The sequence below is a fragment of the Micromonospora sp. NPDC049171 genome, assembly GCF_040648275.1.
GTDB lineage: Bacteria > Actinomycetota > Actinomycetes > Mycobacteriales > Micromonosporaceae > Micromonospora.
In genome coordinates, this window is the sequence record NZ_JBEZDJ010000024.1 from 28225 (window position 1) to 43646 (window position 15422).

3 protein-coding genes are annotated in these 15422 nt (G+C 72.0%); 2 read left to right on the forward strand and 1 reads right to left on the reverse strand.

Annotated features, from left to right (window positions below; genetic code table 11):
* Positions 1-28: 28 nt before the first annotated feature.
* Positions 29-2842: a BTAD domain-containing putative transcriptional regulator gene (locus AB0B14_RS27005; RefSeq protein WP_357524830.1), complete on the reverse strand. Its 2814-nt coding sequence runs from the start codon at positions 2840-2842 to the stop codon at positions 29-31.
* Positions 2843-3026: 184 nt separating this feature from the next.
* On the opposite strand from AB0B14_RS27005, the gene AB0B14_RS27010 reads away from it, so the two are divergent.
* Together AB0B14_RS27010 and AB0B14_RS27015 are read left to right on the forward strand one after the other, a co-directional pair.
* Positions 3027-9179 carry an RHS repeat-associated core domain-containing protein gene (locus tag AB0B14_RS27010; RefSeq protein WP_357524832.1) on the forward strand — a complete coding sequence of 2051 codons (6153 nt, stop codon included), beginning with the start codon at positions 3027-3029 and terminating at the stop codon, positions 9177-9179.
* Positions 9180-9276: 97 nt separating this feature from the next.
* Positions 9277-15405 (forward strand): RHS repeat-associated core domain-containing protein, encoded by a 6129-nt coding sequence (locus AB0B14_RS27015; RefSeq protein ID WP_357524834.1) that lies wholly within the window; start codon positions 9277-9279, stop codon positions 15403-15405.
* Positions 15406-15422 lie beyond the last annotated feature (17 nt).

Consider the following 15422-nt stretch of genomic DNA (forward strand, 5'->3'; position numbering starts at 1 on the left):
TGGTGGGTAGGCCCACCCCTGGTCGCAGCTACGTGCTGTTGCGGATGGCAGCGGGCGTGCTCGGCGTCGGCTCCGCCATGATCGCCTTGATGTCGTCGTCGCCGACGTACCCGCAGTCGCGCAGGACTTCGAGGGCCGACTGCCAGTGCGACCGGGCCTGGAGTCGATCACCCAGGGCGTCCAGCGCAAGACCGAGCCCCCACAACTGCTGGGCCTCCCCGAAGCGATTGCCGCACTGCCGCAGGACGAGCAGGCCCTCCTGAAAGATGGCGACCGAGTCACGGGGACGCCCGATCAGCCGGACGCAGTCCGCGAGCGCGCCAAGCGTCAGGCCCAGGCGGTAGTCGTCACCCAGGCGGCGGAAGATCTCGACCGCCTGCTCGCAGGCGGCGACCGCGTTGGCGTACCGACCGAGACGGCGCTCGACCACCGCGAGATTCTGGAGGCCGCGGGCCTCGTTGTTACTGTCGCCCAGAGCGTTGAACTGGGTGATGCAGCGCTCGTGGCAGCGCGCGGACTCTGTCAGGTCACCCCGCATGCGGTTGAGGATGCCGAGGTTGTTGAGCACCTTGGCCGTGTGATGCCTGTCGTCGAGCCCTTCCCACAGCTCCAGGGCGGTGCGGAACTCGGCAAGGCCCTCGTCGAGCTGGTTGGTCTGCCCGTACGCCATGCCGAGGTGGTTGCGCGCCAACGCCTCCACCTCCGGCTGGCCGGCGGCCCGCGCGGCGCGAATCGCGATCCGGTCGAGGCGGATCATCTCGGGCCAGTGGTCGCGGATCGCGAGGGCCGGGTAGGCCAGCAGGGCGAGGCGGGCGGCGCCGGCGGTGTGCTCCGCCCCGGCGGCCAGGCCCGCCACGACATCGGGCAGGTGCGGGGCGTTGGCGTCGATCCACTCCCTCGCGGCCGCCCGGTCGGGCAGGCTGAACCCCGCCGGGTGGGTGGGAGCCGGGCCGACCTGGAGGTCCACGGGTTCGTTCGGATCGAGAAGGAACCTCGCCTGCTCGGCGACCGAGAGGTAGTGGGCCAAGGCACGACCGAGGGCAGCCCGCCGTTCGGTGTCGGTGAGGTGACGCTCGGCCTGGTCGCGGGCGTAGAGGCGGATCACGTCGTGCATCCGGAAACGATTCGGCGCGGGGGAGTCGACAAGGCGGGCGTCGACGAGCCGCTCCATGGCGGCCTCGGTGTCGGTGAGCGTGCTCCCGGCGAGTGCCGCGGCGAGCGCGAGGTCGAACTCGGGCACCCCGAGCAGGCCGAGGAACGGGAACCCGCGTATCGCGTCGTCGCCGGCGCCCCGCAGGCCGACCGCCAGGCTGGCCCGCATGCTCAGGTTGTCGACCTGCAACTCGTCCAGGCGTCGTTGTTCCTGACTGAGACGGTCGGCAATCGCCTGGATCGTCCAGGACGGGCGGGCCATCAGCCGGGCGCTCACGATCCGCAGGAGCAGCGGAAGGTGCTCGCACAGGTTGACGATCATGTCGGTGGCGGCGGGATCGTCGGACACCCGCCGCTCGCCCACCAGTCGACTGATCAGCGTGACCGCGTCGTCGGTGGTCAGCGGTTGTAGCCGAACGAAACTCGTGCAGTCGAGTGTCGACAGCACCGATCTGCTGGTGACCAACGTGGCACAACCGGGCCCGGACGGCAGCAGGGCCCGGATCTGCTCCGGCGACACGGCGTCGTCGAACAGCAGCAGAAGCCGCTTGCCGGCCAGCAGTGAGCGCCACAGCGCGGCCGCGTCCGCAAGCTGCGCGGGCACCGCACTGCCCGCGACGCCGAGCTGCCGCAGCCATCGACCGACGATCGCGGACGGCTCCAGGGGCGGCATCCCGACGCCCGCGCCCTGGAGGTTGACGTAGAGCTGACCGTCCGGGAACGAACCGGCGACGCGGCTGGCCACGTGCAGGGCGAGCGCGGATTTTCCGACCCCCGCCACCCCGTCCACGGCGACAAGTGGTGGGTGGTCGTCGCGGGGGTGCAGCAGCGCCGCGCAGAGCGCCGCCACCTCCTCGTCGCGCCCGGTGAACTCGGGTGGTGGTGCGGGTAGCTGGCGCGGTGTCGGGTGGATCAGCGCCGACGCGCCCGGATCGCTTGCGGCCGGCGTCGTCTCGGCGCAGAGCAGCTGCTGGTACAGGCGCTGAAGCTCCTGACTCGGGTCGATCCCCAGCTCCGTGGCCAGCCGGGCGCGGAGTTGGTCGTAGAGGCGGAGGGCATCGGCCACCGCGCCGTTTGCGCCGAGCGCCCGGATCAGCAGCGCGTGCAGGGGTTCGTCGAACAGGTGGGCGTCGACGAGGCGTTGCAGTTGTCGTACCGCCACCGAGGGGTCGCCCACCCGCAGGCAGAGGTCGGCCAGGTCGCGGGCGGCGGCCTGCCGCTCGCGTTCGAGGGCGACCACCATCGGAGCGTCGTGCAGCCAGCTCACCGCCGAGCCGAGGACCGGGCCTCGCCACAGGTCCAGGGCGCGGTCCAGGGCGGCTATCCGCTCGCTCTCGACGCCCGCCGCGCCCTGGACGACCAGGTCGCGAAACGCCGCGGTGTCCACGTCGCAGCGCGGGGTGCGCAGCAGGTAGCCGTCGTCGGCCCGCTCCAACGTGACGCGGTCGGCGAACCTGTCGCGTAGCCAGGCGCGCAGCCGGTAGACGCTCGTGTGCAGTGCGGCCTGGCTGCCCCGGTCCGGGCCCCAGATCAGCTCGACGAGCTGATCCGGATTCACCGGCTGGCCCGGTGACAGCGCCAGCACGCCGAGCAGCATGCGTGGCCCCGGCCCGGGTAGCGCAACCGTGCTGCCGCCCACGCTGACCCGCAGTGGCCCCAGCACAGCCACCGAAACGACGTCCTCCTGCATCGACGAAATTCTAAGCCGGGCAGCGGCGTACCCGTTGGCCCGGAAAAGCCGCCCCCGGACCCCGGTCATTCCGCGAGCCTGGCCGTCAGGTCGCTGTGAGTGACCTGTGAGAACCCGGATGCCACGCTGCGATCCCGCGCCGGGTGGGCGCGGACGGCGGCTGGTTGACATCGGGGAGACGCGAATGACGGCTGCACGGGGGATCCGATTCTTGTTCGCCACGACTGCCGCGTTCCTGGCCGTCGTCCTGGTCAATTCCGGGGGCGGCGTCGCACCCGCGTACGCGGGCCCGAACCGGGTCGGGCCTCCGGGGGCGCAGGCGGCACCCGCCTCGGTGCCGCTGCGGGCGGCACCGACCTGGGCCGCCGCGCGGCCCGGCCCGGAGGACGTCGCGGCTGTGCGGTCGGCACCCGCGGTGACCTGGCCCGCGCCGGGTGCCGTCGAGGTCGACCGGCCGGGGACGGGCGCGGCGCCGGCCCGGGTGGGGAGCCTGCCGGTCTGGGTGGCCGGGCAGCGCGACGCGGCGACGCGGCGCACCGACACCACCGCCGGTCGGGTACGGGTGGAGGTGCTGGACCAGGCTGCCGCGCGTCGGGCCGGAGTACCCGGGGTCCTGGTGCGGCTGGCGTCGGGCGGGGCGACCGCGGGCGCCCGCCCGGCTGGTGTCGCCCCGGTGGACGTGGAGTTCGACTATTCCGGGTTCCGCAACGCGTACGGCGGCGACTGGGCCGCCCGGCTCGGCGTGGTGCGACTGCCCGAGTGCGTGCTGTCCACTCCCGAGGTCGCCGGATGCGCCAGGGGCGAACCGGTGCCCTCCCGCAACGACACTCGCAACGCGCGGGTCGGCGCGCGGGTCGACGCCGGTCTGTTCGCCGTCACCGCCGCGTCCGGTGGCAGTTCGGGAAGCTTCCAACCCACCTCGCTCGCCCCGTCGGCCGCCTGGTCGGTCGGCTTGGAGTCGGGCGACTTCGGCTGGCAGTACCCGATGAGCGCACCCGCGATGCCGGGTCTGACGCCCGGCATCGCGCTCGGCTACTCCTCCGGCGCGGTGGACGGGCGGACCGCCTCCACGAACAACCAGCCGTCCTGGGCGGGGGAGGGTTTCGACCTCCAGGGCGGGTTCATCGAGCGGTCCTACGTGGCGTGCAAGGAGGACGGGCAGGCCGGCTCGGAGGAACTGTGCTGGCGGTCCGACAACGCCACGGTGTCGCTGCCCGGGATGAGCGGCGAGCTGGTCCTCGACGACGCCACGGGGCACTGGCACGCCGAGCGCGACGAGGGCTGGCGCATCGAGCGGCTGACCGACGCGAACGCGGGCAACGGCGACAACGACGGCGAGCACTGGAAACTGACCGCACCGGACGGCACGCAGTACTTCTTCGGCCGCGCCCCGGCCGCGAACTCCACCTGGACCGTCCCGGTCTACGGCAACAACGTGGTGGGGGGCAAGGACGAGCCGTGTCACCAGTCGACGTTCGCGGCGTCGTGGTGCCAGCAGGCGTACCGGTGGAACCTCGACTACGTCGTGGACCGGCACGGCGACGCGATGGCGTACTTCTACCAGCGGGAGACGAACAACTACGCCCGCGGCGGCGCCACTCCCACGCCGTACACCAGGGGTGGTTACCTGGACCGGATCGAATACGGCCTGCGGACCGACTCGGCCGCGCCCGCGTCGGCGCGGGTGGTGTTCTCCGTCGCCGACCGCTGCGTCCCGGGCAGCACCTGCACCCAGGCCCAACCACAGAACTGGCCGGACACGCCGTGGGACCGGGCCTGCGCCGGTACGCCCTGCCAGGTCGTCTCGCCGACGTTCTGGATCAGCAAGCGGCTGGCCAAGGTCACCACCCAGGTCCGCTCCGGTGGCAGCTACCAGCCCGTGGAGTCGTGGACGCTCACCCACTCCTTCCCGGCCACCGGTGACATCACCACCGCCTCGCTGTGGCTCGACTCGATCGTGCGAACCGGGCACGTCGGCGGTACGGCGAGCCTGCCGCCGATGACCTTCACGGGCGAGCGCAGGGCCAACCGGGTCGACACCGTCGACGACAACGGCGACGCCCCGATGAACAAGTGGCGCCTCGTGGGGGTCACCAACGAGACCGGCGGTCAGGTCCGGATCAGCTACACCGAGGTGCCCTGCACCCGGTCGGCGTTGCCGGCCCCGGACCAGAACGCCGGGACGTGCTTCCCCGCGTTCTGGGGGCGGTCGGGCGCGGTCGATCCGCAGCTCGACTGGTTCCGGAAGTTCGTGGTCAGCCAGGTCGTCGAGGACGACCGGTTGGTCGAGAACCCGGACGAGATCACCCAGTACGAGTACGTCGGCGCGGCGGCCTGGCACCACGACGACACGGAACTGACCCCGAACCGGTTCCGCACCTGGGGGCAGTGGCGTGGCTTCCAGCGGGTGGTGGTGCGCACCGGTGATCCCAACGGCGGCGAACAGACCCGGACGGAGCACCTGTTCCTGCGGGGCATGCACGGCGACCGGACCAGCACCGGCACTCGTGACGTCGAGGTGACCGACTCGACCGGGAAGAAGAAGGTGGACGAGGCGTACTGGCGTGGCTTCGCCCGGGAGGTGACCGAGTACAACGGCACCAGCGGCGCCTGGACCGAGCGGACGATCTCGGAGCCCACCATGCTGGCGACGACGGCGACCCGGGACCGCCGCGACGGCACCCAGCTCAAGGCGTACCTGGTCGAGGAGTTGTCCCAGCGGGCGTACGTCGCGTTGGCCGACGGCACCGAACGCGTCACCGAGTCGGTCCAGAAGTTCGACGCCAACGGCACCCTGGAGCAGACGAACGACCTCGGCGACGTCGCCACCGACGCCGACGACACCTGCACCGACTACACCTACACCAGCAACAGGGACGCCTGGATCATCGACGCGGAGTCCCGGGTCCGCACCGTCGGGGTGCGCTGCGGCGCGGACGTGTCCTACCCCGGGGACCTGCTCTCCGACCAGCGCTACTACTACGACGACAGCAAGACCTGGGGGGCGCCGCCGACCGTCGGGGACGTCACCGCGGTCGAGGAACTCGCCTCCTGGTCGAACGGCCCGGTGTACGTCAGTGGCCGCAGCGTCAAGCTGGACAAACACGGCCGCACGACCACGGCGACCGACGCGCTCGGCAACACCGACCAGGTCACCTTCACGCCGGAGGTCGGTGGGCCGGTCACCAGGGTGACCACCACCAACGCGCTCGGGCACACCAGCACTGTCAACCTCGACCCGCTGCTCGGCGACGCCACGACCACCGTGGACGCCAACGGCCGGCGTACCGAGCTGAGCTACGACCCACTGGGCCGGGTCGTCGCCGCCTGGGCCCCGGGCCGATCCAGGTCCGCCGGCGACAGCCCGCACGCGAAGTTCGCCTACCTGATCCGCAACAACGGCGCCAGCGCGGTGACCACCAGCACGCTGCGACCCAACGGCGCGTACCGGGACGGCAACAGCATCATGGACGGCTTCCTGCGGGCCCGCCAGACGCAGGCCCCCTCCGCGACGGGCGGCCGGCTGGTCACCGACACGTTCTACAACAGTCGCGGCGAGGTGGTGAAGACCAACCCGGCGTACTGGAACAGCGCCGCGCCCAGCACGACCCTCGTCGCCGCACCTGCGGATTCGAACCTGGTCGCGCAGAACCGCTACCTCTACGACGGCGCGGGTCGGCAGACGGCGGAGATCCTGGTGTCGCGGGGTGTGGAGAAGTGGCGGACCAGCACCACCTACGGCGGCAACTGGACGGCTGTCGACCCGCCCGACGGCGAAACCCCGACCATGGAGATCTTCGACGCCGACGGGCAGGCTGTCGAGCTGCGCCAGTACACCGGCACCGGCCCGACCGGCGCCTACGACGCCACCCGCTACACCTACACCAGGTCGGGGGAGCAGGCCACGGTCACCGACCCGGCCGGCAACACCTGGCGGTACGGCTACGACCTGCGGGACCGCAAGATCCGGGCTGAGGACCCGGACACCGGGACGAACACCTTCACCTACGACAACGGTGACCGGCTGGTCTCCAGCACCGACTCGCGCGGCCGGACCCTGGTCAACACCTACGACGCGCTCGACCGTCGGACCACCGTCCGCGAGGGGTCCGCCACCGGCACGAAGCTGAGCGAGTGGACGTACGACTCGCTGCCCGGCGGCAAGGGGCTGCCGGTCGCCGCGAAGCGGTTCGTCGGCACCGACGTCTACAGCAGCGAGGCGCTCGGCTACCTGGCCGCGACCGGGCTGCCCACCGGCAGCCGGGTCACCGTCCCGGCGAGCGAGACCGGGCTCGGCGGCAGCTACGACACGACAATCGAGTACGACACGTCCGGCCGGATCACCAAGACCACGTTGCCGGCGGCCGGCGGGCTCGGCGCGGAGACCCTGACCCAGGGCTACGACGCCTCCTCCGACCTGCCCAGCACGCTCACCGGGCTGGCCCAGTACGTCGCCGGCACCTCCTACGACAGGTTCGGCGACGTGTCCTCGGTGACCCTCGGGGCGGCGGGCAGCCAGGTCTGGCAGTCCTACCAGCGCGACGAGGTGACCCGACGGCTGGCCCGCACATCGGTGATCCGGGAGACCGACGACGATCCGCAGGTCAGCGCCCGTAGCTACACCTGGGACCCGGCGGGCAACCTGCTCTCGGTCACCGACGCACCGGACGGGGTCACCGCCGACACGCAGTGCTTCCGCGCCGACTACCTGCGCCGGATGACCGAGGCGTGGACGCCGGCCTCGGGCGACTGCGCAGCCGCCCCGGAGACCGCGGCACTCGGCGGGCCGGCCCCGTACTGGCACTCGTACCGCTACGACAAGGTGGGCAACCGGCTCGCCGAGGTGCAACACGCCGCCACCGGAGACACCACCCGCACCTACGGCTACCCGGATGCCGGCTCGGCCCAGCCGCACACGCTGCGGTCGGTCGCCACCACCGGGCCGGGCGGCTCGCGTACCGACACCTACAGCTACGACAGCGACGGCAACACCACAGCTCGTACCGCCGCCGGCCGGACGCAGTCCTTCGACTGGGACGCCGAGGGCCACCTGGTGTCGGCGACCGAGAACGGCACCACCACCGACTACCTGTACGACGCGGAGGGCAACCGCATCGTCAGCCGGGACCGGACCGGCACCACCGTCTACCTCGGAGCGACGGAGCTGCGCCGGGAGGCCGGCAGCGGGCTGGTCAACGCGACCCGGTACTACAGCCAGGGCGGTGGCACGTTCGCGGTACGCACCGGCACCGGCTCGGACGGGTTGAGCTGGCTCGTCTCCGATCACCACGGCACCGCCGACACCGCCATCCGAGCGGACACCCTCGCCGTCACCCGCCGCTACTCGCTGCCGTTCGGTGAGTCCCGGGGAGCGAAGCCGACCACCTGGCCCGGTCAGCGCGGCTTCGTCGGCGGGTCGGCGGACCCCACCGGCCTGGTGCACCTGGGCGCCCGCGAGTACGACCCGGCAACGGGCCGGTTCCTCTCCGTCGACCCCGTCATCGACGACGAGGACCCGCAGCAGATGCACGGGTACGCGTACGCCAACAACAGCCCGGCGACCTACGCCGACGCCGACGGCCTGCGCGCCTGCGCGAACGAGAAGTGCACCACGTTCGTCAAGCCGAAGCCCAAGGCCAAGCCGGCGGCGCCGAAGCCCCGGCCGAAGGCGACTGTCGCGAAGAGGCCGAACGCCTCGAACGCCGCGGCCCGAAAGCGGCTGTTGGCCAAGGACGCCCAGTTGGATCGCATGGAGAAGCGGGGCGGGGCGTCGACCGCGAAGAAGCGGGTGAAGGCGGCGGAGAAGGCCAACGCCAGAGCGCGGAAGATCCAGGCGCAGCAGTGGAAGGGAAAGGCCGCAGCAATGAGAAAACAATACATAAAAGATGCTGCGGAAAAGATTAAGACCCCAATGAAGCACACGTCCCAGGTGGGTGATGTCGCCGAGGAGGTCGCGAAGCGCCGGAACAAGCAGCGCGACAAGGCGCTGGATGAAGCGTTGCGTAGCGAGAACCCGGCGAAGAAGGCTGCGGGCGTGGGAAAGCTGCCCAAGGTCGACTACGGCCTTGGTGGGCTGAAGGGGCTCGGGAAAGGCGCGAATGTGGTTGAGAAAGGTGTCGAGTTCTATGCCGACATCAAGACCGGCATGGATCCCTGGCAGGCCGCGGCAAAGCAGGGCGGGACGTTGGTTGCGGAAGCTGCCGGTACGGCGGTGGGAGCGATCATTGGCTTCTCGGCGTGTGGGCCGGTCGGGCCGCTTTGTGCGGCTGCTGGTGGTGTCGTCGGCGGATGGATCGGCGGCGAGTTGGCCGGTTGGTTCTACGAGAACGCCATCTGACGTGACGTCGACGCGGGACAGGGCTGCCCTTCAGCCTGTCGAATTCGGCTCTTCTGGTCGATCGCTGCCCAACCGGCGGCAATTAGCGGAGGTTGAGATGCGCGCACCGCGCGGATATCTGTCCATGATGGCCACGGGGGTGGCAGTAGCGCTGGTCGCGTCGTCGCTGTGGAGCGGGCCCGCCTCGGCCGCCCGCCCCGCAGCCCCGAAACCACAGGCGATACCGTCCGGCCCGGCGCTCTCGGCGGCCCGGCCGGCACCCGTACCGGCCGCCGATCCCAGCGCCACCAGCACCCTGCGGAAGGCCCCGGCGGTGAGCTGGCCGACCGCCGGCACCGCCGAGGTGAGTTTGCCCGCGGTGAGCGCGGCGGCGGTCAAGTCGGACGCCACACCGTCCTGGCAGCGGGCCGGCGACCTGCCGATCCGGGTGGGCCACCCGGATGCCGCCGGTCCGTCGACGACCCGGGTGTCCGGTGCCCGGCCGGAGACGACCGTCCGGGTCGAGGTGTTGGACCGCAAGGCCAGCGCGGCGGCCGGCGTACGGGGAGTGGTGCTGCGGCTGGCACACGTCGGCGATGCGGTGGGCCCGGCGTCGGTGGAGGTGGACTACTCGGGCTTCCGGCACGCCTACGGCGGCGACTACGGCTCGCGGTTGCGGCTGCTCCGGCTGCCGGAGTGCGCGCTGACCACCGCCTCCGCAGGCAACTGCGCGCCAACCCCGCTGGCCAGCACCAACGACGCGGTCACCGGGCGGGTGCGGGCGAAGGTGAGCGACGGGCTGTACGCCCTGGCCGCCGCGCCCAGCGGCAGTGCGGGCACCTTCCAGCCGACGTCGCTCGCCCCCTCGGCCACCTGGCAGGTGGGGCTCCAGTCCGGCGACTTCAACTGGTCGTACCCGATGGCACTGCCGCCCATGCCGGGCCGCGCGCCGGAGGTCTCCCTGGCCTACTCCTCCGGCAGTGTGGACGGCCGGGTGGTGGCGACGAACAACCAACCGTCCTGGGTGGGTGAGGGCTTCGACCTGCCCAGCGGGTTCATCGAACGGTCGTACCGGGCCTGCCGCGACGACGGTGGGACGGGCAGCGGTGGCGACCTGTGCTGGGAGGCCCCCAACGCCACGCTGGTGCTGCCCGGCCTGGCAGCCGGTGAGCTGGTGCCGGAGACGTCGGCGACCGACAACAAGAACTGGCACCTCGCCGACGACCGGGGCTGGCGGGTCACCCTGCTGACCGGGGCGTCCAACGGCGACGACAACGGCGAGCACTGGCGGGTGACCGCACCGGACGGGACGCAGTACTTCTTCGGCCGGACCACGGCGGCGAACTCGGCGTTCACCGTTCCGGTCTTCGGCAACGGGACCGGTGAGCCCTGCCACCAGTCGACGTTCGCCACATCGTGGTGCCAGCAGGCGTACCGCTGGAATCTCGACTACGTGCTCGACCGGCACGGCGACGCGGTGGCCTACCACTACGACCAGGAGATCAACTACTACGCGCGCAACGACACCACCCCGACCGCGTACGTCCGCGGTGGCAACCTGGCGCGCATCGAGTACGGGCTGCGGGCCGGATCCAGCGCCCCCGCCGGAGCACGGGTGGTGCTCACCGCGGCCGACCGGTGCCTGCCGGGCAGCACCTGCACCCAGGCCCAGCCGCAGAACTGGCCGGACGTGCCATGGGACACCGCCTGCTCGGCGGCGTCCTGCGCGGTCACCACGCCGACCTTCTGGAGCACCAAGCGGCTGGCGACGGTGACCGCGCAGGTGCGCGTCGGCACCGCCTACCAGAACGCCGACTCCTGGACGCTCACCCACGGCTACCTGGACACCGGTGACGGCACCAGCCCGGGGCTGTGGTTGCAGTCCGTCGTGCGCACCGGGCACGTGGGCGGCAACACCAGCCTGCCCGCCGTAACGTTCGGCGGCACACGGTGGGCCAACCGGGTCGACGGGCTGGAGAACATCTCGCCCATGAACAAGTGGCGGATCACGACGATCACCAACGAGACGGGCGGTCGGATCGCCGTCTCCTACGGTCGGGAACCGTGTGACCGGTCCGCGCTGCCCGTCCCGGACACCAACACCACCAGGTGTTTCCCGGTGAAGTGGACGCCGGACGGCGGGCAGCTCGTGCCGGACTGGTTCATCAAGACCGCTGTCACCCAGGTCGTCGAGGACGACGCGACGACCGGACCGGACCGGATCACCCAGTACCAGTACCTCAGCGCCGGGGACGCGGCCTGGGCGTACGACGACGCCGAACTGGTGCCCGCCGACCGCAAGAGTTGGGGACAGTGGCGCGGCTACCAGCGGGTCCGGGTGCTGACCGGCGCTCCACCGGCGGCCGGGGCACCTGATCTGCGTACGGTGACCGAGCACCTGTTCCTGCGCGGCCTGGACGGCGACCGGACGGCGGGCGGAACCCGTACCGTGTCGGTGGTCGACTCGCGTGGTGGCAGCCTTCCCGACCGGGCCTACTGGCGCGGCTTCGCCCGCGAGACGACCACCTACCGGGGAGCGGGCGGCGGGTGGGTGTCCACGGTGATCTCCGAGCCGACGCAGCTCAGGGAGACCGCCAGCCGGGACCGGCCGACGAGCACGCCGCTGGAGTCGCACCTGGTCGCCGAGCGGGCCGAGGAGACCTACACCGCGCTGGCCGACGGTGGGGTGCGCCGGACCAGGGTGGTCTACACGCACGAGCCGGACCACGGCACGCTGACCGAGGTCGACGACCAGGGCGACGTGTCGCTCGACGGGGACGACACCTGCACCACGTACACCTATGCCCGCAACACGACGGACTGGATCGTGGACAAGGTCTCCCGGGTGCAGAAGGTCGGCGTGCGGTGCGGCGGCGACGTCTCGTACCCCGGTGATCTCATCTCCGACCAGCGCTACCACTACGACGAGAACGCCTGGGGCACCGCGCCGACGAAGGGTGACCTGACCCGCACGGAGGAGGCGGCCACCTGGGTTTCCGGGACGCCGGTCTACCAGACCCTGTCCCGGGTCGTCGCCGACCAGCACGGACGGCCCGTCGAGGAGTTCGACGCCCGCAACAACCGGACCGGCATCTCCTACACGCCGGCCCTGGGTGGCCCGGTGACCCAGCTGGTCCGGACCAACCCGCTCGGCCACACCAGCACGACGACCCTGGAGCCGCTGCGCGGTGCGGTCACCGCGGAGGTGGACGCCAACGGCGGCCGGACCAGCCGGGCGTACGACGCGCTTGGTCGGGCGACCTCGGTCTGGCTGCCCGGCCGGGCCACCACGGATCCGGCCAACCTGCGCTACGAGTACCTGCTGCGCTCCAGCGGGGCGGCGGTGACCACGCGCAGCCTGCTGGCCGGCGGCGGTTACCGGACCAGCTACGAGGTGTACGACGGGCTGCTGCGGCTGCGGCAGACCCAGGACCCCTCGCCGGCCGGTGGGCGGGTGCTCACCGACGTCCAGTACGACCCGGTGGGCCGGGTGGACCGCAGATCCGGACCGCAGTACGACCGCAGCGGGCCGCCCGGCACCACGCTGCTCGGCCTGCCCGACAGCGCGGCCGAGTCGCAGACCCGCACCGTGTACGACAGCGCGGGCCGGCCGGCGGCGGAGATCCTCCTGTCCCGGGGCGTGGAGAGGTGGCGCACCAGCACCACGTACGGCGGCAACTGGACGGCGGTGGACCCACCCCAGGGTGGCACCGCGACGATGACCCTGGCGGACGCGGCCGGCCGGGTGGTGGAGCGGCGTCAGTACGTGGGTGACACGCCGAGCGGAAACTACGATGCCACCCGGTACGGCTACACCCGGGGTGGGCAGTTGGCCACCGTGGTCGACCCGGCCGGCAACACCTGGCGGTACGCGTACGACATGCGTGGCCGCCAGGTTCGGGCCGAGACGCCCGACACCGGCGCGACGACGCGCACGTTCGACGCCGAGGGGCACGTGCTCTCCACGACGGACGCCCGTGGGCGCACACTCAGCCACACCTACGACGCGCTCGGGCGTCGGACGAGCACCGACGAGGGTGCGACCCGGCTCGCCGGGTGGGCGTACGACACCGCGCCCAACGGCAGGGGGCTGCTCGCCGCCTCCACCCGCCACGTCGGGGCGAACGCGTACGTGAACGCGGTGACCGGCTACGACGTGCGTGGTCGGCGTACCGGGACCGCGGTGACGATCCCGGCGGCGGAGACCGGCCTGGGCGGCACCTACGCGACCGGCTACCAGTACGACGAGACCGACCAGGTCACCAGCACCACGATCTTCGGTGGCGGCGGCCTGCCGGCGGAAACCCTCGTCTACGGCTTCGACGGGCTCGGCCTGCCGACGACCATGACCAGCGGCGCCGGTCGGTACGTCGGGGCGACCACCAGGGACGGCGTCGGCCGACCGATCTCCCGGACCTCCGGTGCATCCGGCCGGCGGCTCTGGCAGGCACAGCAGTGGGATGCCGCGAGCGGGCGGCTGACCGCCACGTCGACGACCGTGGAGGACGAGTACACCTCTCGGGTGACCGCGCTGGGCTACACCTACGATCCCGCGGGCAACGTCCGATCGGTCGTGGACGCACCGGACGACGGGAGCGCGGCGGACACCCAGTGTTTCGGCTACGACCACCTGCGCCGACTCACCGACGCCTGGACGCCGACCGGTGGCTGCGCGACACCCGCGGTGAGCGGTCTCGGCGGCGCGGCGCCGTACTGGCACTCGTACGGCTACGACCGGACCGGCAACCGCCTGGCCGAGGTGCGGCACCTCGCGGGCGGGGACATCACCCGCACGTTCGACCACCCGGCCGCCGGGACGGCCCAGCCGCACACCGTGCGGGCGGTGACCAGCAGCGGCCCCGGCGAATCCGGGACCGACACCTTCGGGTACGACGCCAGCGGCAACCAGACGAGTCGTCGCGTCGACGGCACCTCCCAGCAACTCGACTGGGATGCCGAGGGCCACCTCGGGTCGGTCACGACGGGTGCCGGCGGCACCAGTTACCTGTACGACGCCGACGGCACCCGGCTGCTGCGTCGGGACGCGGGCGGTACGACGCTGTACCTGGGCGACACCGAACTACGCGCGACCGGTACCGGCGCGGTCACCGGCACCCGGTACTACCGGTTCGGCGGTGACCCGGTGGCGGTACGCGTCGGTGCCGAGCTGAGTTGGCTGGTGACCGACCTGCACGGCACGGCCGGGGTCAGCGTCGACGCCGAGGAGCTGGGCGTCACCCGCCGCTACCGGCTGCCGTTCGGTGGACAGCGCGGCGTCGACCCGGCCGCCTGGCCCGGCGGCCGGGACTTCGTCGGCGGGGTGGCTGACCCGACCGGTCTCACCCACCTCGGGGCTCGGGAGTACGACCCGGACACCGGGGGGTTCGTCTCGGCCGACCCGATCGTGGACCACGACGACCCCCAGCAGGTGCAGGGCTACTCGTACGCCAGTGGCAACCCGGTCTCGTTCAGCGACGCCAACGGGTTGAAGGTCTACCGGGGCATTCCGGCGCCGGCCGCGGACGGCCTCTACGACCCGTGGGCCTGCGCCAACTTCGGGTCGATGTGCAGCGGCACTGTCGACCCGGCCGGTGACCTCGGCTGGGAGATGATCCACGAGGTCTACACCCCGAACTCCACCCGGGACGCGTCGAAGTCACCGGTCTACGGCTGCTCGTACGACAACCCCGGGCCGGCCGTCGCCTGCCAGCAGCGCAGTCCGAGCCAGAGCGCGTACGTCCTGGCCGAGCGGCCCTGCCGTGGTTGGGACCAGTGCATCTCGCCGCGTCCGGTGGAGTGGCAACCGGCGGACGAGGTGGAATCGACGGGTTCCTCCACCAGCGGCGGTGGTCTGTCGCTGGCGGCGACGCTGGCCCACCCGGCGAAGAGCGCGGGCGGGGCGTCGGCGGGTGGCGTCTGGGCGGGTGCGGCGTCGAACAGCGCGAACTCGCTCCCCAAGTACGGGCCGGACAAGGAAAAGCCGCAGGGGAAGTCCGGCAAGAAGCCGCCCGGCAAGTCAGGCTTCGGTGTCGCGTTTGGCTGGCTGGAGGAGCTGGCGGAGGCGCCGTCCTGCGGGTACCCGTTGCCGTGCCCGGGACCGGCACAGGTGTACGGCGGGCCGTACGGGGTGCCGAAGGGCTCGTCGTCGCCGCTGCGCCCGGTCGGTGGTGGGTCCGGAAGCTCGTCGGGTGGCTTGGTGATCCCCCGGACGGCCGGGTCGCCACGCGGCGTCGTGATCGTCGGCTGACGCGGGACGGGGGAGGG

Bases quoted from the DNA above. Each gene is read 5' to 3' on its own strand.
- AB0B14_RS27005 (WP_357524830.1), bottom strand. From the start codon at position 2,842: ATGCAGGAGGACGTCGTTTCGGTGGCTGTGCTGGGGCCACTGCGGGTC.
- AB0B14_RS27010 (WP_357524832.1), top strand. From the start codon at position 3,027: ATGACGGCTGCACGGGGGATCCGATTCTTGTTCGCCACGACTGCCGCG.
- AB0B14_RS27015 (WP_357524834.1), top strand. From the start codon at position 9,277: ATGCGCGCACCGCGCGGATATCTGTCCATGATGGCCACGGGGGTGGCA.